Raw genomic sequence first — 19,127 nt, forward strand, 5'->3', positions numbered from 1 at the left:
CGTGGAGGCCCTGCCGAACCTACCCGTCACCGAAGTGCTGCCCGCACTGGCCGATGCCCTCGTCGACACGGCCGCCGCTGTTCTCGTTGCCCCGCCCGGCGCCGGTAAAACCACGCTCGTGCCGCTCTTCCTGCTCGAGAAGATCACCGCGCCAGAGACAAGGATCATCCTCGTCGAACCCCGCCGCCTTGCGGCCCGCGCCGCAGCAAGGCACATGGCGGAGATTCTCGGCGAGGAGGTCGGCGAAACCGTCGGCTGGCGCATGCGCCTCGACACAAAAATCTCTTACAAGACGCGCATCGAAGTCGTCACGGAAGGTGTCTTCACGCGCATGATCCTCGCCGATCCGGAGCTCTCCGGTATCGGTTGCGTCATCTTCGACGAGTTCCACGAACGCTCCCTCGACGGCGATTTCGGCCTCGCCCTGGCGCTCGACGTCCAGGGCGCCTTGCGCGAAGATCTCAAGCTCCTTGTCATGTCTGCCACCCTCGACGGCGCCCGCGTCGCAAACCTCCTCGGCAACGCGCCGGTGATCGAGAGCGTGGGAAGGGCCTTTTCAGTCGATATCCGCTACCGCGAGCATCCCGGTACCGAGCGGATCGAGGATGCCGTCGCCGCCGCCGTTCAGGAGGCGCTCGCGTCCGAGACCGGCAGCATCCTTGCCTTCCTGCCCGGACAGCGCGAGATCGAACGCGTCGCTGAGCGCCTCGAAGGCCGCATGCCCGATGACGTCGTCCTCGCCCCACTCTTCGGCGCGATGGACGGTGCCGCCCAAGACCGCGCGGTTCGACCTGCCTCTGTGGGAGCGCGAAAGGTCGTCCTCGCCACGTCGATCGCCGAGACCTCTCTGACGATCGAAGGCGTCCGCGTTGTCGTCGATTCTGGGCTCGCCCGCCGGCCGCGATACGAGCCCGCGACTGGCCTGTCGCGCCTCGAAACCGTGCGGGTCTCGAAGGCCGCCGCCGACCAGCGGGCCGGTCGCGCCGGGCGCACGGAATCGGGCGTTGCGATCCGCCTCTGGCGCGCCGAGCAGACGGCTGCGCTCGAAGGCTACGATCCACCTGAAATCCTCGGCACGGATCTCGCCGGCCTCGTCCTCGATTGTGCGGCCTGGGGCGTCGCCGATCCTTTGGAGCTTGCCTTTCTCGACCCGCCGCCGGCGTCGGCCCTTGCCGAGGCGAAGAAGCTTCTCGCAGCGCTCGGCGCGCTCGACGAAGACGGCCGTCTGACCAAAACCGGCGAGGCGATGCGAGGTCTGCCGCTGCCGCCTCGTCTCGCGCGCATGGTGTCCGCGGCTCCGAGAAAGGGGCGTATGACTGCCGCGCGGCTCGCAGTGCTCCTCACCGAACGCGGCCTTGGCGGCAACGACGCAGATCTTTCGGAGCGGCTGCGCCGGTTTGCGCACGAGAAAGGTCCTCGCGCGAAGGGCGCCGATAGTCTCGCGCGTCGCATCGCCGAGACCGCGACCGGTACCGACATGGTCGACGAGGATGCGTCGGACGAACCCGGCGCGCTGCTGGCGCTGGCCTATCCGGATCGGGTGGCGGTCCGGCGCGGCGCGCCCGGTTCCTATGTCCTCGCTAATGGTCGCGGCGGTCAGCTCGATCCGATCGACGCGTTGAGCCGTCATCGCGCGCTCGTCGTCGCGGAGCTCCAAGGGGCAGCAGGGGCAGGGCGCATCCTCTCCGCTGCCCCGCTTTCGGAGGATGCGCTGGCGGCGCTCTTCGCTGCACGCGGATCGACCGAGGACATCCTCGTCTTCGAAAGAGAGGCGAGGGCGGTGCGCGCCCGCCGCGTCGAGCGGCTCGACAGGATCGTCCTTTCAGAGACGCCGCTTCCGCACCCCAGCGGACCCGATGCGACCGCCGCTCTCATGGAAGGTCTGAAGTCGCTGCCGTTCCACGCTCTCGGCATTGGCAAGGAAAGTGAGCGGCTGCTGCGCCGGTTGCGGTTCCTTGCGAGGGCCGATCCCGATGGTTGGCCCGATCTTTCGGACACCGCACTTCACAACTCGCTCGAAGCATGGCTGGCTCCCTTCGTTCCGGGTGCCACCCAATTGGCGGACATCAAGAAAGGTCAACTTAGAGAGGCGTTAATCGGCTTGGTTCCGCTGCACCTTCAAAGCCGCCTAGACGAACTCGCGCCTTCCCAATTCGATGCTCCCACAGGCAACCGCCACCCGATCCGCTACGACGAGGACGCGCCCGTCCTAGCAATCCGCGTCCAGGAGCTTTTCGGCTTGACGCACCATCCTGCCATCGCGGAGGGCCGCCTTCCGCTGACAATCGAACTCCTCTCGCCAGCGCACCGTCCCATCCAGATAACCCGCGATCTGCCCGGCTTCTGGGCGGGCTCGTGGTCCGACGTCCGCGCCGATCTACGCGGCCGCTATCCGAAGCATGAATGGCCGAAAAACCCGGCGAACGCATCGCCGACCGCAAGGGCGAAGCGGAGATCGGGCTGACTTGCGTTCCCGTGCATCCGCACCATGCGAAGCATATTTTGCAAATATTACAGCTGAGGTGTTACCGCTTGCGTCAGCATGATGGGATGAACAGGATGACAGAACTCGACATCAAGATCTGCGGCCTCTCGACGCGCGAAACGGTCGATGTCTCGATTGCCCGCGGCGCGAGCCATATCGGTTTCGTGTCCTTCGAAAAGAGCCCGCGTCATGTCGAAATCGAACAGATGGCCGAGCTGGCACGTCACGTCGACGGCAGGGCAAAGACCGTCGTCGTCACCGTCGATCCCGAGGATGGTGAGATTGATCGTCTGGTCACCGAGGTCGCGCCAGACTGGCTGCAGTTGCATGGCCGCGAGAGTCCGGAACGTGTGCTGGCGATCAAGAGCGCGACCGGTCTGTCCGTCATGAAAGCGCTTCCTGTCGCAGATGTCGACGATCTGGACCGGATCGCGCCCTATCTCGGGATCGCCGACCGCATCCTCCTTGATTCCAAGCGGCCGAAGGGATCGAACCTTCCGGGCGGCAACGGCGTCTCTTTCGACTGGCGGCTACTGGCCGCGCTTGACCGAACTGTCCCCTTCATGCTCTCCGGCGGCCTCGACGCCGATAATGTTGAGGACGCGGTTCGCATTGCGCGCCCTTCGGGTCTCGACATATCTTCGGGCGTGGAAAGTGCGCCGGGGATCAAGGATGTCGGCCGCCTTCAGCGATTCTTCGACGCGCTCGATCGGATCGGAGAAGACGAGTTGCAGGGAGATTTGTGACGATGAACCAGCCGTTGACGCCAAATTCCTTCCGAGCGGGACCGGATGAAGAGGGACGGTTCGGTATATTCGGCGGCCGCTTCGTCGCCGAAACCCTGATGCCGTTGATCCTCGATCTGCAGGACCACTGGAACGCAGCGAAGGCCGATCCGGAGTTCAAGCGCGAACTCGATGGGCTCAATGCTACCTATACAGGCCGCCCGTCGCCGCTCTATTTCGCAGAGCGCCTCACCGAAAAGCTCGGCGGCGCGAAGGTCTACTTCAAGCGCGACGAGCTGAATCACACCGGCTCGCACAAGATCAACAACTGCCTTGGCCAGATCCTACTCGCCCGCAAGATGAGCAAGACGCGGATCATCGCTGAAACCGGCGCTGGCCAGCACGGCGTTGCGACGGCCACCGTCTGTGCACGTTTCGGCTTGCCATGTGTCGTCTATATGGGCGCGACGGACGTCGAGCGGCAGGCACCGAACGTCTTCCGCATGAAGCTGCTCGGCGCGGAAGTCATCCCGGTCACTGCCGGCCACGGCACTTTGAAGGACGCCATGAACGAGGCGTTGCGCGACTGGGTGACCAATGTCGATTCCACTTATTACCTGATCGGCACGGCCGCAGGCCCGCATCCCTATCCGGAACTCGTTCGCGAGTTACAGTCGGTCATAGGCAAGGAAGCCAAGGAGCAGATGCAGGCTGCTGAAGGCCGTCTGCCGGACATGCTGGTCGCCGCCGTGGGCGGCGGTTCGAACGCGATCGGTCTCTTTCACCCTTTCCTCGACGACAGGGAGGTTTCGATCGTCGGCGTCGAAGCTGGCGGCAAGGGGCTCGACGGCGAGGAACACTGCGCTTCGTTGACCGCAGGCTCGCCGGGCGTCCTACACGGCAACCGCACCTATCTCCTGCAGAACTCGGACGGCCAAATCAAGGAAGGTCATTCGATCTCGGCCGGTCTCGACTATCCCGGTATCGGGCCGGAACACTCCTGGCTGAAGGAGTCTGGGAGGGTTGAATATGTTCCGATCATGGACACCGAAGCGCTCGAAGCCTTCCAGCTCCTGACCCGCACCGAAGGCATCATCCCGGCGCTAGAGCCCGCCCATGCGTTGGCCGAAGTGGTCAAGCGCGCGCCGAAGATGGGGAAAGATCAGATCATTCTGATGAACCTCTGCGGCCGCGGCGACAAGGACGTGCACACGGCGGCGAAGCATCTCGGGGTGGAGATGTAGAGCCACGTCGACTCGGAGCGTTTGGAAGATAGTCAGCTCTCGTCGCGGGCGGCGACAAACCCATTTGTCTGACTTCATCCGATGAATAGCCTGGGGAGCGGCCTCCATGACCGACATCATCGAAATCCAGACCACCTGCCCGACGCTTGAGGATGCGCGCCAACTCGCGCATATTCTCCTCGATGAGAAGCTATCGGCCTGCTGTCAGATTGGCCGGGAGATCGATAGCCGTTACTGGTACGACGACAAGCAACATCGCGGCGACGAGACACCGTTGATCGTCAAGACAAGGGCTGATCTCTTCGATAGGATCGCCAAGCTCATTCGTGAGCATCACCCCTACGAGACGCCGGCAATTTTCGGCTTTGCGGTTCCGTTCGTCGATCAGGCAACCCGCGATTGGATCGACGAGACCTGCACCGGAGGCTGATCGGCAGAGGCGCGGTTTCAAAGCTTGATGACCGCTTGGCAGCGGCGGGTTCGATCGCGTATGGATGCGCGAATTCGAACCAGGCCGTGGATGCGCCGCTTGCGCGATCGTCCCACGGAACGACGCCCAGACTTTGCCGAAAGCGCATCATGACGACACGCATCGAGGACCGTTTCGCCAGACTGAGGGACGAGGGCCGTCCTGCGCTGGTTAGCTTCATCATGGGCGGCGATCCCGATCACGAGACTTCGCTCGGAATCATGAAGGCGCTTCCCGAGGCTGGTGCCGACATCATCGAGCTCGGTATGCCGTTCTCTGATCCGATGGCTGACGGACCCGCGATCCAGAAAGCTGGACTTCGGGCACTCAAGGGTGGGGCGAGCCTTCAGAAGACAATCGATATCGTAAAGGCGTTCCGCGAGACGGACACTGAAACGCCGGTTATCCTGATGGGCTATTTCAACCCGATCTACATCTACGGTGTCGAACGCTTCATTCCCGCCGCACTCGAAGCCGGCGTCGACGGACTGATCGTCGTCGATTTGCCCCCCGAGATGGACGGCGAACTCTGCCTGCCCGCGTTGGCCGCCGGGTTGAACTTCATCAGGCTCGCGACCCCGACCACCGACGACAAGCGTTTACCCGCGGTACTCAAGAACACCTCCGGATTTGTCTACTACGTCTCGATCACCGGCATCACCGGCGCCGCGGCACCCGACGCGAACAAGGTCGCGGCGGCGGTCGGGCGCATCAAAAACCACACCGATCTGCCGGTGTGCGTCGGCTTTGGCGTCAGAACTGCGGAACAGGCGGCCGAGATCGGCAAGGGCGCGAACGGCGTCGTCGTCGGCTCGGCGATCGTCTCGGCCATCGAAACTTCTCTAGAAAACGGCGCCGCAAGCGGTACGACCGTCGAGGCTGCTGCCGGCGTCGTCCGCGAGCTTGCGGGCGGCGTGCGCGGCCTCAAAGCTTGAGAAGTCGCGCCATCTGGCCCACATCCTGCTGCGGACCATCAGAAACGAGCTCAAAGCTTAAGCTATGAACTGGATCACCAACTACGTTCGCCCGAAGTTCTCGAGCCTGCTCGGGCCGCGAACCGTGCCGGACAATCTCTGGATCAAATGTCCCGAGACCGGCGAAATGGTCTTCCACAAGGATCTCGAGGCCAATCAATGGGTCGTTCCATCCTCTGGCTTCCACATGAAGATCCGGGCTTATGACCGGCTCAAGGCTTTTTTCGACGAAGGCCTCTACGAGACGGTCGATCTTCCGGAAGTCGCGACTGATCCGCTGAAGTTCCGAGACTCAAAACGCTACACGGAGCGTCTGAAGGAGTACCGATCGAAGACTTCGATGGAGGATGCCGTTGTCGTCGCTCGCGGCGACATCGAGGATCTTCCCATCGTCGCGACCGTGCAGGATTTCGCCTTCATGGGCGGCTCGCTCGGCATGGCGGCGGGTGAGGCGATCATCAGGGGATTCGAGACGGCGCTCGCCGAACGAAAGCCCATGGTCCTCTTCTCCGCGTCCGGTGGCGCTCGCATGCAGGAGGGAATTCTTTCACTCATGCAATTGCCGCGGACGACGGCTGCCCTCGAAATGCTAAAGGAAGCTGGGCTTCCCTATGTCGTGGTCCTCACGAACCCGACTGCGGGTGGCGTTTCGGCCTCTTACGCCATGCTGGGCGATGTCCACATCGCCGAGCCAGGTGCCGTCATTGGCTTCGCAGGCGCACGCGTCATCGAACAGACCATCCGCGAAAAGCTTCCGGACGGATTCCAGCGCGCCGAATACCTTCTTGAGCACGGCATGGTCGACATGGTCGTTCATCGCCATGAGTTGAAGCCGACAATTTCGTCACTCCTCAAGGTCTGGTTGAAGAAGCCGGCCTCTGTGAAAAGTCAGGCTCGCGCGTTGAACGGTTCAGGCCGTTCACTTCAAAGCGAGACGGCTTCTGCGGATTCGCCTGGGCCGACCGCATCCGATGCGGCCTGACTTGGTCTCTCCCGTCGTCATTCACCGATCCCGTACGAGACAGGCGATCGATCGGCCCGTTTGCTTGACTGATGCGGGCGCGGCGATTTCTTTGCATTTCGTCGGGGCCCGTCGTAGGGCAACGAAATGACCATGACCTCATTGGCCCATGCGGAGATCGAGGCGCTGCTGGCTCGACTTCCGAGGGGGTACGACCTGTCCCTCGATCGCGTCAGGGCACTCGCTGCTTCTCTCGGCAACCCGCATCTCAATCTGCCTCCGACCATCCACATCGCCGGAACGAACGGCAAAGGCTCTACTTCAGCCTTCTGCCGCGCGATTTTGGAGGCGGACGAAAAAAGCGTTCACGTCCATACCTCGCCGCATCTTGTCTCTTGGCACGAGCGTTATCGGCTTGGCCAGAAAGGCGAGCCTGGGCGACTCGTGCCGGACGACGTGCTTGCCGAAGCGGTCGCTCGCGCCGGCCAAGCCGTCGGCGACATGCCGATTACGGTGTTCGAGATCCTTACGGCCGTCACCTTCCTCCTGTTTTCCGAGCATCCGGCTGACGCGGCCGTCGTCGAAGTCGGTCTCGGAGGCCGTTTCGATGCAACGAACATTCTGGAAAGTCCGTCAGTCAGCGTGATAACGCCGGTCTCTCTTGATCACCAATCCTATCTCGGCGACAGCGTAGAGCTGATTGCAGCCGAGAAGGCTGGCATCATCAAACCTGGGGTTCCGCTTGTCGTCGGTCCGCAGCCCGAGTCGATCGCCGTTGACGTCATCACGAAGATCGCCGCGCGTAAAAGTGCGCCGATCGCCCGCTACGGCCAGGACTTCTTCGCATTCGAAGAGCACGGACGCCTTGTCTATCAGGACGACGATGGCCTCCTCGACCTGCCGCTCCCGCGCCTCTATGGCCGCCACCAGATCGCGAACGCGGCGACTGCGATTGCGGCGCTACGAAAGGGCGGCTTCAAGCCAAAAGAACGCGCCATCGAAGCTGGCATGACCAAGGTCGAATGGCCGGGACGCCTGCACAAGATCACGACCGGTCCACTCTACGAGGCTGTCGTAGAAGGTGGCGAGCTCTGGCTCGACGGCGGCCACAATCCGGGGGCCGGGGTGGCGATTGCTGAAGTCTTTGCGGATCTCGAGGACAAAGTCTCGCGGCCGCTCTTCCTCATCTGCGGCATGCTGAACACCAAGGATCCGACCGGCTTTTTCGAAGCCTTTCATGGCATAGCCCGCCGGGTCATCACCGTTCCGCTCAACTCAACTGATGCCGGGATCGATCCGAACGAACTCGTCGACTTCGCTCTCGACACCGGGCTTGACGCGGAGGCCGCAGATAGCATCGAGGCTGCAATCCGGCTCGTCTCGGCGCACTGGGCGGTCCAGCCGGCTCCGCGCTTCCTAATTTGCGGATCGCTTTACCTCGTTGGAGAGGCCCTCGAGAAGAGCGGTCTCGCACCGCGCTGAGGTTCCCAAAGTGAGCAAGGTCTTCTCGATCCTCTTCATTATCTTGATGGGTATACAGCTGATCCGCCCGCTCGGGTTGCCGGGATTGAAACGCCGCGGCGACTTCTGGAAGATTGCGCTCGTCGGCTTCGTCATATTCAGCCTCACCATCATGGTTCGCCCTTGAAACCATGACTTGATCGAATGTTTGTGATCGCATCGGTGCTGGTGTAGGAACCGCTGGATTTGATCATTCATCGACATCAGTGGGCAGAACCGACACATGGACCGAATTCGCATACGCGGCGGAAATCCGCTCAACGGGACGATTCCGATCTCTGGCGCCAAGAACGCGGCGCTTCCGCTGATGATCTCCTCGCTGCTCACTGATGATCAACTGACGCTTGAGAACGTGCCGCATCTAGCCGATGTCGAGCAATTGATCCGCATCCTCACCAATCATGGCGTCGACTACACGGTCGCCGGCAAACGCGCCGGGCAGAGCACGGCGAGCGGGCGGACAATCCATTTCAGCGCCCGCAATATCGTCGACACCGTCGCACCCTACGAGTTGGTTTCGAAGATGCGTGCGAGCTTTTGGGTGATTGGACCGCTCCTTGCCCGAATGGGACGCGCGAAGGTCTCGCTCCCAGGAGGCTGCGCCATCGGGACGCGCCCTGTCGACCTCTTCATCGACGGCCTGCGCAAGCTCGGCGCGACTATCGAAATCGAAGGCGGCTATGCGATCGCTGACGCCAAGGGTGGCCTCGTCGGCGACCGGTTCGTTTTCCCCAAGGTCTCGGTCGGAGCGACCCACGTCCTCATGATGGCGGCGAGCCTCGCAAAGGGCGAAACGGTACTGGAGAATGCTGCTCGCGAACCGGAAGTCGTTGATCTCGCGAATTGCCTCAACGCCATGGGCGCGCGTATCGAGGGAGCAGGCACGGCGACTATCACAATCACAGGCGTCTCCCAGTTGTCCGGCGCCCGGCACGCCGTGCTGCCTGATCGGATCGAGACCGGTACCTATGCGATGGCTGTTGCAATGGCCGGTGGCGCAGTGACGCTGACGAACACGCGCTCAGCTCTGCTCGATACCGCGCTTGGCGCTCTCAAAGATGCCGGTGCGAGCATCCGGGATACACCAGAGGGTATCCATGTGACGCGCAATGGCGGCGGCATTCAGCCTGTCGACGTCGTCACCGACCCGTTTCCCGGCTTTCCAACCGATCTGCAGGCCCAGTTCATGGGATTGATGACGCGCGCCAATGGCACCTCGCACATCACGGAAACGATCTTTGAGAACCGGTTCATGCATGTGCAGGAGCTCGCGCGGCTCGGCGCAAAAATCTCTCTGTCAGGCCAGACGGCGAAGGTCGAGGGCGTGCCGGTATTGAAAGGGGCGCCAGTGATGGCCACGGACCTGCGCGCCTCCGTTTCACTCGTCATCGCGGGCCTCGTAGCCGAAGGCGAGACTGAAGTGCATCGGGTTTATCATCTCGACCGCGGCTTCGAACGTCTGGAAGAAAAGTTGACTGCCTGCGGCGCCGACATCGATCGCATCTCCAGTTGACTTCTTCGCCAGCTGATCCGGCTTAAAGAAACCTGGCGGTGAGCAGGCGCTTTCCCTGTGGCGTGGCCGCGGGATGGCGTTGTCGTCGACGAACTTTTATAGCGTTCGAAACCAAACAGGCGCAGTGAGTGTCAAACGCCAATGCGTACTTGCGTCTGAGCGCACAACGGATTACCTGTCGCCGCGACGGAGCGTAGCGCAGTCTGGTAGCGCACTTGGATGGGGTCCAAGGGGTCGGAGGTTCGAATCCTCTCGCTCCGACCATTTTCTGAGAAAATTGGGATGTTCGGAACGCGGTCGACGTCGCTCAGAACTCGTCCGCACCGATCGCCGCGAGACCCGCCCGGCCGACCTGCAGATCCTGTTCACCGGTACCCGAACCGACACCGATGCCGCCGATGACGTCGCCGCCGAATGCGATCGGCAGGCCGCCTGGAAGGCCGGTGACGCCGAGCTGGGTCGCGAGCTCCAGATGGGGGCGCATATGATCCGGCACATTGCCGGAGGGCGCGCGGTTCGAGGCGGCGGTCCGAGCTTTGGTTAGCGCGCTCTTCCGGCTCAGGAACTTCGCACCGGTCATACGCACCTCGGCGATCGTCTCGCCGGAAGCGTCCACCACGACGATGCATTGCGGCTGACCGATCTCGTCGGCCTTCTCGATTCCCGCCTTCAGCATGGCGAGCGCGGCCTGATGTGTGAGAGTCTTGGTATCGCGCGTGTTCATTTTTCTGCTTCCTCCAACCGATGATCAGTGTACATCTGACAAACCTGTCGCTTCCGCCGCTAAGTCAATGATGGAAGTGCTGAGAGACGCAAATTCGACGATTCTGACAAGAAACGCCAGGTAGGTCGAGTGGCTGGTTCGAAAGGGAGAAGCGACAGGATCATTTCGATGCCGCCTACCGATCAAGCGAGAATGGAATCAAAACGCCGGGCGATGGTCGAGACCCAGCTCGCTGCCCGCGCGATCCGCGATGAGGCGGTGCTCGATGCCCTTGGCAAAGTCCCGCGCGAGTGCTTCGTTCCGGCAGCGCTCCGCGATCTCGCTTACGAAGACCAGCCGCTCGCCATCGGCAACGGTCAGACGATTTCGCAGCCCTACATGGTCGCGGTCATGTTGCAAGCCGCCAATTTGAAGTCCGGTCAGCGCGTGCTCGATGTCGGTACCGGCTCGGGCTATGCCGCAGCCGTTGCCGCAGAAATGGGGACGAAGGTCTTCTCGATCGAACGGGACGCGGACCTCGCGTTCCGGGCTCGACACCGTTTCGACGATCTCGGTCTCGATATCACGACATGCGTCGGGGACGGCAGCGCGGGATGGCAGGAGCACGCGCCCTACGATGTCATTCTTGTCGCTGCAGCGGCCGGAGAGGTCCCGGATGCGCTTACCAGTCAGCTTGCCGAAGGTGGACGGCTGTTGATTCCCGTCGGCTCGATCCTGATGGGTCAGCATCTCCTGCGCCTCACCCGGAGCGTTTCGGGGATCGAGAAGGAAAGCCTTGCAATGGTAAGCTTTGTTCCCTTGGTCTCCGACTGAGATATACTCGCAGGGCCTTTACTGAGGCGTCTCGCCCGCCGCAGGGATTTCGGTCGTCAGCCCGCGTTCGACGCGCCCTTCCAGATCGATGGTCTTGGCCACGTATGGTACGATACGGCCTTCGATCGTGCAGTCGTTGCCGACCAGTTCGCCGGTTTCGCCGAACGCCCCGGCGCAGAGCGCACGGCCTGGAAGCCGCAGCTTGTCGGCGGTGAGGCCCAGGAATTCGAGGATCACGCCGTTGGACGAGGGCTGGCACCCAATATTAATCGTCGCTTCAAACGAGCCTTCGTTCGCGACGAAGTTCTCGACGCTGTGTGCGTTCTGATCCCAGCGAAGATTGGGATCGATCGGCAGAATGCTCGGGATCGCCACGCCGAAGAGGCTGGTAATGTCGTTGATGTTGAGTGTCAGCGGTGTGCAGATGTCGGAGGCGTTGAGTCGCTCGGTAAGGATTGCGGGCGTCAACGGTGTGGCGGCTGTCATCGCCTCGGCGGCCGGTGCGGCAGCAGCCGGCGCGTTCGTTGTCTGGGCTGGCGCTTGCGTTGCTGCCAAACCGATCGAGACAGTCGAGATCGCCAGTACCGTTTTCATTCGCATCGCTTCTTCCTCTTCGCCGTAAGACGCGCGTTTGGGGCCGGTCTAATCGACCGAAGCTGAGGCGTGTCTGAACGTGTCAGGATCGACTCAGCCCGTTGATTACGCCGCCTGCTTCTGGCCCTCGTCCACCATCTTCGCCAACTGGCTGGCGATCGTGGCGGTTCCATTCAGTCGCTTCTGAGGCGTCGGCCAGTCGCGGATGAGCACGATGGATTGATCGGGCCGGATCTTCGCGCTCGACCCCTGCTCGGAGATATAACGGATGAGCGCCGCCGGATTGGCGAAGGTCTTTTCGCGGAACTGCACGACGAGCCCCTTCGGACCCGCATCGAGCTTCTCGATATTCGCCTTCCGGCACATCGCCTTGATGACCATCACCTTGAGGAGATGCTCGACTTCGTCCGGCATTGGCCCGAACCGGTCGATGAGCTCGGCTCCGAAGGCGTCGATCTCGCGGATTTCGGTGAGTTCGGCAAGACGGCGATAGAGCGTCATGCGCAACTGGAGATCGGGAACGTAGCTTTCCGGGATCATCACCGCCGTGCCGATGGCGATCTGCGGCGACCACTGGCCCGCCGTCTCCGGCTCTGCGCCCTTCATTTCGGCGACCGCCTCTTCCAGCATTTGCTGATAGAGCTCGTAGCCGACCTCCTTTACATGACCGGACTGCTCGTCGCCGAGAAGATTGCCGGCGCCGCGCTGATCGAGATCGTGGGTCGCGAGCTGGAAGCCCGCGCCGAGGGTGTCGAGCGACTGAAGCACCTTGAGCCGCCGATCCGCACCCTTGGTCGGCGTCTTGTTCGCCGGGATCGTCATCAGGGCGTAGGCGCGCTGTTTCGAGCGACCCACGCGGCCCCGGATTTGATAGAGCTGCGACAGGCCGAACATGTCCGCGCGGTGGACGATCATCGTGTTCGCCGTCGGCACGTCGAGGCCGGATTCGACGATGGTCGTCGAGAGCAGCACGTCGTACTGGCCCTCGTAGAATGCGTTCATGATGTCGTCGAGTTCGCTCGCCGCCATCTGACCGTGGGCAACGGCGACCTTCAGCTCGGGCACCTGATCGTCGAGGAATTCCTTCACCCCGGCAATGTCCGAGACACGCGGGCAGACATAGAAGCTCTGACCGCCGCGATAGCGTTCGCGCAGCAGCGTCTCGCGCACCACCAGTGGATCGAAGGGCGCGATGAAGGTTCGCACGGCCATGCGATCCACTGGCGGCGTGGTGATGAGCGAAAGTTCGCGCACGCCGGTGAGGGCCAACTGCAAGGTCCGCGGGATCGGAGTAGCCGACAACGTGAGCACGTGGACGTCCGACTTCAACTCCTTCAGCCGTTCCTTGTGCTTGACGCCGAAATGCTGCTCCTCGTCGATGATGAGAAGGCCGAGGCTCTTGAACTCGACGCCCTTGCCGAGAAGCGCGTGGGTGCCGACCACAATGTCGACGGTGCCGTCCTTCACACCTTTCTTCGTCGCTGCCAGCTCTTTGCCAGAAACAAGGCGCGAGGCCTGGGCGACGTTGAGCGGCAGGCCGCGGAAGCGCTCGGCGAAGGTCTTGAAGTGCTGACGGGCGAGCAGCGTCGTCGGCACCACGATCGCAACCTGCAAGCCATTCATTGCCGCGACGAAGGCTGCACGCAGGGCGACCTCGGTCTTGCCGAAGCCGACGTCACCGCAGATCAGCCGGTCCATCGGCCTGCCGGCGGCAAGATCGTCCACCACCGCATCGATGGCGTTGGCCTGATCGTCGGTCTCCTCATAGGGGAAGCGCGCTGCAAATTCGTCGAACAATCCCTCGGGCGGGTTCAGCTGCGGCGCGCCGCGCATCGCGCGTTCGGCCGCGACGCGAATTAGCCCGTCCGCCATGTCGAGAAGGCGCTTCTTCAGCTTCGCCTTGCGCGCTTGCCAAGCTCCGCCGCCCAGCCGGTCGAGGGTCGCCTCGGTGCCTTCGCCGCCATAGCGCGAGAGAAGCTCGATGTTCTCGACGGGCAGGAACAGCCGGTCGTCGCCGGCATAGCGAAGTTCCAGGCAGTCGTGCGGCGCGCCCGCCGCCTCGATCTGTTTCAGGCCGACGAAGCGCCCGATGCCATGATCCACGTGAACCACGATATCGCCTTCGTCGAGCCCCGAGACCTCCGAGATGAAGTCCGAACCGCGCCGCTTCCGCTTGGAGCGGCGCACCAACCGGTCGCCGAGGATGTCCTGCTCGCCGACCACCACAATGTCCGGCGTCTTGAACCCGGCTTCGATGCCGAGGATCGCGGTCACGACGAAATTCTTCGGGGCCTCGCGGACCTGTTTCAGGTTCTGCACCGGCTTGATCTGGCCGAGCCCGTGCTCTTCGAGCACCTGGGTCAGCCGATCACGCGAGCCTTCCGTCCATGCCGCGAGCACGACGCGCTTGCCGTTCGCCCGTTCGTTCGAGATGTGATCGACCGCCGCCTGGAAGACGTTGGTGTTCTCCGCCTGTCGCTCTGCGGAGAAGTTGCGGCCGCGCGAGACGTCGAGATTGAAGACTTCCCGCGTGCCCGTCTCGGCCGAGCCGTAGGCCGAGAAGCGGATCGGATCGGCGATCGCCAGTGCGCCGTTCAGCTCGTCGTTGGTCAGGTAAAGCTCTGCCGGCTCGACCGGGTTGTAGACTACACCCTCGGCGCTCTTCGCGGCGTTCTCGCCGCTGGTCCGCTTCCGCGCCTCGTAATGGTCCTCGATTACCGCGCGCCGTTCGGCGACGCTTTCCATCGTCAAATGGTCGAGGACGATCGGGAAGCCGTCGCAGTAGTCGAACAGCGTATCGACGCTCTCGTAGAAGAACGGGAGCCAGTGCTCCATGCCGGCGAAGCGCTTGCCTTCGGAGATCGACGCATAGAGCGCATCGCCCGGTTGGGCAGCGCCGAAGCGCTTCACATAGTTCGACCGGAACCGGCTGATCGTTTCTTTCGTCAGCGACACTTCCGAGACGGGCGCGAGTTCGAAGCTCTTTCTCTGCTCGGTCGTTCGCTGGCTCGCCGGATCGAAGGCGCGAATCGTTTCCAGCGTGTCGCCGAAGAAATCGAGGCGCACGGGCTCTTCGGAGCCCGGCGCGAAGAGATCGAGGATGCCGCCGCGCACCGCGAATTCACCGCGTTCGCGCACCGTCGCCACCCGCTCGAACCCGCCGCGCGATAGGGCCTCGACGATGTCGTCCATCCGCGCCGAACCGCCGGCTTCCGCCTTGATCGCCTCGCGGGCCAGAACGTCGGCGGGCGGCATCTTCTGGAGTAGTGCGTTCGCCGTCGTGAGGATGACCGCCCGGTGCGGGTTCTGCCGCAGCGCGTTGAGCGAGGCCATCGCCGACAAGCGGCGCGCGGCGGCTTCGCCTGAGGGGCCGACGCGGTCGTAGGGCAGGCAGTCCCAGGCCGGCAGGGTCAGGACGGGAAGTTCCGGCTGCACGAAGCGCAGCGCGTCCTCCAACTCGCTCATGCGCGTGCCGTCGCGCATCACGAAGACGATCGGCTTCTTGCCCCCACGATCGCGTGCGATTTCGGCGAGCAGAAAGGCTTCGGTGCCGTCGAGCACATTGCCGATTTCGAGCCCGCCCCCCTTTTTCAGGGCGCGCTTCAAGGGTTCGGGAAGGTTCATCGGCTGGCGTCTTCGTCGCGGATCGAAAGGGGAATATCTTTGCGTGCCGCTTCAATGGCCCTTTGCGCCGCGCGGTTCAAGGGCGGATGCCGTGCGGTGCGTCATTGCTGCCGGGCAGTCTCCCGCCCGAGCGTCATGCTCCCTTTTCTGCAAGCGACAGGTTCTCGACGTCGAACCGCGTGTAGAATTCCTTGATGCGGCGAAACACCGGCGTGTCGTAATTGCCGGGGACGGCTTTTTCGCCCGAAACCCATTTGAAGATTTCCGGATCGGGCGCGAGCATCAGCGCCTCGTAATGATCCATGTCCTCGTCCGAGAGGGTCGCGATCTCGGCATCGGCGAAGCGACCGAAGACGAGATCCATCTCCCGCGTACCGCGGTGCCAGGAGCGGAACAGCGCCTTCTTGCGGCGCGTATCGAGATCTTCCGATGATCGTTCGGAACCGGTTCTCATGGCGTTACGGCCTCGTCGCTTGCTGATCTGCGTGCCCAGATAAGGGTGATCCGCGACGAGGACAAATGGCTCGGCAATGGTTGCCTGCGAGAGGGGGCCAGATTCGAGCCCGGGTCCGACACTCATGTCCGGTGCGCACCGGCAGCGCCTTGCAGCTTTTGCGAACGATCGAAAAAGGGCGTGCGGAGGCGTTCCCGCGCTCGTTTCGAGCCGAGGCGTTGGCGATGTCGCATTCCCGTCCGCCCCTGTCGAAAAGGGCGGCGAAGCGCCGGAGGCGGGCCCTCCAGGCAGTTTCCTGATAATCGGCTCGCCTCCGGCGCTCCGCGCGGGATTTGTCGCACTCGCTGCGCCGTTCGCCGGTCCCGGTTCTGCGGTAAAGCCCGGTCCGTCGGCGGTTCGCACCGGTCGTCGGGTGCGAAGGCGGACGGCAGGCTTGCCGCAGACCTGATGGTCCGACGATCGGCGGCTGTTGGCGTTTCACCCTTGTGAAAAGGGTTCAAGTGGACCGATCCACGCCCGTCCCATAGTGAACGAGGAGCCAACGGGGCCGCGAGACGTCCGGAACGCGCGCCCCTCCGGAAGGGACGATGCCGCAGACACCGCACCAACCGCTTCGAGAGCGATCCCGGCGATCACCCGTGCCCCTCGGAAGCGATTGGCGAGGGTGAGTATGCGCGGGGGTTTGGCGGGTGGGGATAAGATTTCTATTGGGTCGCGACGGCTTTGCTGTGGCGTAAGGCTTAGAGACGGTCGTCATCCCGGGCTTGACCCGGGATCCATTCCTCTTCGCTTTCGGCACAGATGATCGTGGCATCGCCACCCACCGTGGGGATGCGGGGCCTCAGGAATGGGCGCCATGCGCGCTCGGAGGCCGGGATGATGAAGGAGGAGACAGCGATCGTCCCTCTTCGGCATCTTGCCGAGGCAGTGCTGCAAGTTCCCTCTCTCCCCTTGAGGGAGAGAAAGCGATTTCTTCGGCTTAGCGCCACCGGCGCTAAACGTTAGAAATCGCAAGAGAGGGGTTTGCGGGGGTCCGCTTGGTTTCGGTGGTGAGGAGAGATCGCGGACCCCCCTCTTGTCTTTTCTGAAGTTTAGCCCGCGCTTCGCACGGTCTAAGCCTTCGAAAAGACTTTCTCCCCCTCAAGGGGGGAGAGGGGTGCGCGGCGCTCCTTGTGCGATCCTCTCTCTAGCGATCGCGGCGATGATTTTCGCTACTGCGTCCACATCTTCGATCACGTCGTCATTTTCGATGCGAAGCGTCAAATAGCCGGCTTTGACGAAGGCGGCGTCGCGCTTGCGGTCAAGGGCGGCGTTGGCGGAAAGGCCGGTGTGCTGCCAGCCATCGAGTTCAACGATCAGCCGGGCTTCGTGGCAGACGAAATCGGCGATGTAGCCCAGCATCGGGACCTGCCGGCGAAATCTGAGGTTCGGCAGGCGGCCCGCCCGGATGCGATGCCAGAGCATGCGCTCCGCATCGGTCGGCATCTTGCGCATGCGCCGCGCATAGCCGCGATGCTCCGGCTCGATGTCGCGATGGGACGGCATGGGACCATCTTCCGAGTGTCGATCTTGCGATCGTAGATGATGGCATGGAGCGCGTGAAGCGGGATCGAGGCAGCAAGCGAAAATCGAGTTTGGATGCCGAGAACGTGCGACGTGCGCCCTCTCTCCCCTTGAGGGAGAGAAAGCAATTTCTTCGGCTTAGCGCCGCAGGCGCTAAACGCTAGAAATTGCAAGAGAGGGGTTCTCGGGGGTTCGGCTGGGTTTCGTAGGGAGGGGAGATCGCAGACCCCCCTCTTGCCATTCTCAAGGTTTGGTCCGTGCTGCGCACGGCCCAATTCCTTGGAATGGCTTTCTCCCCCTCAAGGGGGGAGAGGGTGCCTGACCCCAATTTCGCTTCAAGGGTTAGGCCCGTTCACTTAAAGAAGCAGATGCTCCCAACTGAGTGTGAGAGAATTTCCTGCGTTTGATATCTCGATGCCGGGAAATTCAACTTTCAGCTGCTTGATGATCGCCTCGCGAGCCTCATCACCGCATCGCGGCAGATGCAACTCGTGTTTCATTTTCCGCTCTTCCGCTTTGCGTTTCAAAATCTGAAAAAGTGCGGATGAATGAGTGAAAATTAAATCTCGACCCGCATCGGAGCCGTATATCGAACCCGGCCCGTTCAGGAGCCAGTTTTCTCCGCCAAAGCGCTGCCTAACGGATGTGGATTTCAGTGCGGCCTTCGTCACTTGGACGATTTCGCCGACCTGTGTCGCCTGGGTTCCCGTCATAGGTTAACCTTCCGAAAATCTATTCGAGCGATTTCTGTGTTGTTAGAGGCCAACAGGCGGGGAAAACTCCCGCCAGTCGACATTCTATGAATTGACTTGCTTGGGAGAATCGAACTACCTGTCCGAAGTCACGTGAAAGCGTGAATTTGCGTCGGTCGACTTCCAGGCACGAGGAAATCTTGGACGGTCCCGTCGTTAAAGATGCGCATTGAGATCAGCTCTCCCGTGGTCGAGCGACCGACGTGGAGGTATGCGACAGTGAATTTTGCGCGAGGAGTAGGCGAAAAGCCATTCCGTAATCGTTCGTTAGAGTTCTTTCGACGATAATCGTCGAGAGCTACAACATTTGTCATAAGTTGATCCTGGGTGGGTTGATTTGTGATAAGAGCGTCGTGCCGGTTGCCGCCGGCACGACGCATTGTTTCTATGTCGTGCACATCTCTTCCTTACACGTCTATTTTTGACGGTCTGTCTTTGACCTGTGAATAATTGTCACCGAACGCGATCCCGTGGTGGACATGGGTCATTTCCGTAGCTGTCCGAATCTCGGATCTTACCATCGCGCTTATGTTCGACCCTTTCTACGCCAGCTTTTTGGGCTAACTCTCGAGCCCGCGACATCGCGGGGGTCTTCGTGTCGAAGTGTCCGCTTGCTCGCTGTGAGCCCCCTCGCTTTACATCCCATCCACCTTTGCTGGACGGTACTACGTGGTAGTTTTTCTTATCACGCATCTTTCTTGTTCCTAAAAT

17 protein-coding genes and 1 tRNA gene are annotated in these 19,127 nt (G+C 62.2%); 11 read left to right on the top strand and 7 right to left on the bottom strand.

Translation table 11 applies throughout. The annotated features are described in order from the left end of the window. The first annotated feature begins 1 nt into the window (after position 1). The 10 genes from hrpB to FP2506_RS04920 all read left to right on the top strand — a co-directional run bounded on the left by hrpB (position 2) and on the right by FP2506_RS04920 (position 10,156). Positions 2–2,464, top strand: a complete 2,463-nt coding sequence (hrpB, locus tag FP2506_RS04880; protein ID WP_007066295.1) for an ATP-dependent helicase HrpB — start codon at positions 2–4, stop codon at positions 2,462–2,464. Between the two features lie 86 nt (positions 2,465–2,550). Then, positions 2,551–3,231 carry a phosphoribosylanthranilate isomerase gene (locus FP2506_RS04885; RefSeq protein ID WP_007066296.1) on the top strand — a complete coding sequence of 227 codons (681 nt, stop codon included), beginning with the start codon at positions 2,551–2,553 and terminating at the stop codon, positions 3,229–3,231. A 2-nt stretch (positions 3,232–3,233) separates the two neighbouring features. Next, complete coding sequence (gene trpB, locus FP2506_RS04890) at positions 3,234–4,454, top strand: tryptophan synthase subunit beta (protein WP_007066297.1); 1,221 nt, start codon at positions 3,234–3,236, stop codon at positions 4,452–4,454. 106 nt (positions 4,455–4,560) lie between these two features. Continuing rightward, entirely contained in the window at positions 4,561–4,884 is a 324-nt protein-coding gene (gene cutA / locus FP2506_RS04895; RefSeq protein ID WP_007066298.1) for a divalent-cation tolerance protein CutA, read from the top strand. Positions 4,885–5,033: 149 nt separating this feature from the next. Beyond that, positions 5,034–5,858, top strand: coding sequence for a tryptophan synthase subunit alpha (gene trpA / locus FP2506_RS04900; RefSeq protein WP_040488911.1), 825 nt, complete (start codon positions 5,034–5,036; stop codon positions 5,856–5,858). Between the two features lie 64 nt (positions 5,859–5,922). Beyond that, positions 5,923–6,879, top strand: coding sequence for an acetyl-CoA carboxylase, carboxyltransferase subunit beta (gene accD, locus FP2506_RS04905; protein WP_007066300.1), 957 nt, complete (start codon positions 5,923–5,925; stop codon positions 6,877–6,879). A 132-nt stretch (positions 6,880–7,011) separates the two neighbouring features. After that, positions 7,012–8,340, top strand: a complete 1,329-nt coding sequence (locus FP2506_RS04910) for a bifunctional folylpolyglutamate synthase/dihydrofolate synthase (RefSeq protein WP_040488912.1) — start codon at positions 7,012–7,014, stop codon at positions 8,338–8,340. Positions 8,341–8,350: 10 nt separating this feature from the next. Continuing rightward, a complete protein-coding gene (locus FP2506_RS18925; RefSeq protein ID WP_007066302.1) occupies positions 8,351–8,506 on the top strand; it encodes a hypothetical protein in 156 nt (51 codons plus the stop codon). A 96-nt stretch (positions 8,507–8,602) separates the two neighbouring features. After that, positions 8,603–9,892 (top strand): UDP-N-acetylglucosamine 1-carboxyvinyltransferase, encoded by a 1,290-nt coding sequence (gene murA, locus FP2506_RS04915; RefSeq protein ID WP_007066303.1) that lies wholly within the window; start codon positions 8,603–8,605, stop codon positions 9,890–9,892. Positions 9,893–10,079: 187 nt separating this feature from the next. Continuing rightward, positions 10,080–10,156, top strand: a tRNA-Pro gene (locus FP2506_RS04920). A 43-nt stretch (positions 10,157–10,199) separates the two neighbouring features. Here FP2506_RS04920 and FP2506_RS04925 read toward each other — a convergent pair. Then, positions 10,200–10,616: a GlcG/HbpS family heme-binding protein gene (locus FP2506_RS04925; protein ID WP_007066304.1), complete on the bottom strand. Its 417-nt coding sequence runs from the start codon at positions 10,614–10,616 to the stop codon at positions 10,200–10,202. A 192-nt stretch (positions 10,617–10,808) separates the two neighbouring features. Between FP2506_RS04925 and FP2506_RS04930 the strand changes: the two genes are divergently transcribed. Beyond that, entirely contained in the window at positions 10,809–11,429 is a 621-nt protein-coding gene (locus FP2506_RS04930) for a protein-L-isoaspartate(D-aspartate) O-methyltransferase (RefSeq protein ID WP_007066305.1), read from the top strand. Positions 11,430–11,447: 18 nt separating this feature from the next. Here the strand turns inward: FP2506_RS04930 and FP2506_RS04935 are convergent, their stop codons facing one another. From FP2506_RS04935 to FP2506_RS18315, 6 genes are all read right to left on the bottom strand, one after another. Next, positions 11,448–12,023 carry a hypothetical protein gene (locus FP2506_RS04935; RefSeq protein WP_148227470.1) on the bottom strand — a complete coding sequence of 192 codons (576 nt, stop codon included), beginning with the start codon at positions 12,021–12,023 and terminating at the stop codon, positions 11,448–11,450. 105 nt (positions 12,024–12,128) lie between these two features. Continuing rightward, a complete protein-coding gene (gene mfd / locus FP2506_RS04940) occupies positions 12,129–15,647 on the bottom strand; it encodes a transcription-repair coupling factor (protein WP_007066307.1) in 3,519 nt (1,172 codons plus the stop codon). 133 nt (positions 15,648–15,780) lie between these two features. Beyond that, positions 15,781–16,101, bottom strand: coding sequence for an FAD assembly factor SdhE (locus FP2506_RS04945; RefSeq protein WP_040489420.1), 321 nt, complete (start codon positions 16,099–16,101; stop codon positions 15,781–15,783). Positions 16,102–17,241: 1,140 nt separating this feature from the next. Then, positions 17,242–17,646, bottom strand: a complete 405-nt coding sequence (locus FP2506_RS04955; protein ID WP_007066311.1) for an endonuclease domain-containing protein — start codon at positions 17,644–17,646, stop codon at positions 17,242–17,244. Between the two features lie 374 nt (positions 17,647–18,020). Next, entirely contained in the window at positions 18,021–18,377 is a 357-nt protein-coding gene (locus FP2506_RS04960) for a hypothetical protein (protein ID WP_007066312.1), read from the bottom strand. Between the two features lie 492 nt (positions 18,378–18,869). After that, positions 18,870–19,109, bottom strand: coding sequence for a DUF2188 domain-containing protein (locus tag FP2506_RS18315; RefSeq protein ID WP_007066313.1), 240 nt, complete (start codon positions 19,107–19,109; stop codon positions 18,870–18,872). Positions 19,110–19,127 lie beyond the last annotated feature (18 nt).

This window comes from Fulvimarina pelagi HTCC2506 (assembly GCF_000153705.1).
In the GTDB taxonomy this organism is placed as follows: Bacteria; Pseudomonadota; Alphaproteobacteria; order Rhizobiales; family Rhizobiaceae; genus Fulvimarina; species Fulvimarina pelagi.

Excerpts from the sequence above, each read along its gene's own strand:
- FP2506_RS04885 (WP_007066296.1), top strand. The coding sequence starts at position 2,551 with ATGAACAGGATGACAGAACTCGACATCAAGATCTGCGGCCTCTCGACG.
- trpB (WP_007066297.1), top strand. The coding sequence starts at position 3,234 with ATGAACCAGCCGTTGACGCCAAATTCCTTCCGAGCGGGACCGGATGAA.
- cutA (WP_007066298.1), top strand. The coding sequence starts at position 4,561 with ATGACCGACATCATCGAAATCCAGACCACCTGCCCGACGCTTGAGGAT.
- trpA (WP_040488911.1), top strand. The coding sequence starts at position 5,034 with ATGACGACACGCATCGAGGACCGTTTCGCCAGACTGAGGGACGAGGGC.
- accD (WP_007066300.1), top strand. The coding sequence starts at position 5,923 with ATGAACTGGATCACCAACTACGTTCGCCCGAAGTTCTCGAGCCTGCTC.
- FP2506_RS04910 (WP_040488912.1), top strand. The coding sequence starts at position 7,012 with ATGACCTCATTGGCCCATGCGGAGATCGAGGCGCTGCTGGCTCGACTT.
- murA (WP_007066303.1), top strand. The coding sequence starts at position 8,603 with ATGGACCGAATTCGCATACGCGGCGGAAATCCGCTCAACGGGACGATT.
- FP2506_RS04925 (WP_007066304.1), bottom strand. The coding sequence starts at position 10,616 with ATGAACACGCGCGATACCAAGACTCTCACACATCAGGCCGCGCTCGCC.
- FP2506_RS04930 (WP_007066305.1), top strand. The coding sequence starts at position 10,809 with ATGGAATCAAAACGCCGGGCGATGGTCGAGACCCAGCTCGCTGCCCGC.
- FP2506_RS04935 (WP_148227470.1), bottom strand. The coding sequence starts at position 12,023 with ATGAAAACGGTACTGGCGATCTCGACTGTCTCGATCGGTTTGGCAGCA.
- mfd (WP_007066307.1), bottom strand. The coding sequence starts at position 15,647 with ATGAACCTTCCCGAACCCTTGAAGCGCGCCCTGAAAAAGGGGGGCGGG.
- FP2506_RS04945 (WP_040489420.1), bottom strand. The coding sequence starts at position 16,101 with ATGAGAACCGGTTCCGAACGATCATCGGAAGATCTCGATACGCGCCGC.
- FP2506_RS04955 (WP_007066311.1), bottom strand. The coding sequence starts at position 17,646 with ATGCCGTCCCATCGCGACATCGAGCCGGAGCATCGCGGCTATGCGCGG.
- FP2506_RS04960 (WP_007066312.1), bottom strand. The coding sequence starts at position 18,377 with ATGACGGGAACCCAGGCGACACAGGTCGGCGAAATCGTCCAAGTGACG.
- FP2506_RS18315 (WP_007066313.1), bottom strand. The coding sequence starts at position 19,109 with ATGCGTGATAAGAAAAACTACCACGTAGTACCGTCCAGCAAAGGTGGA.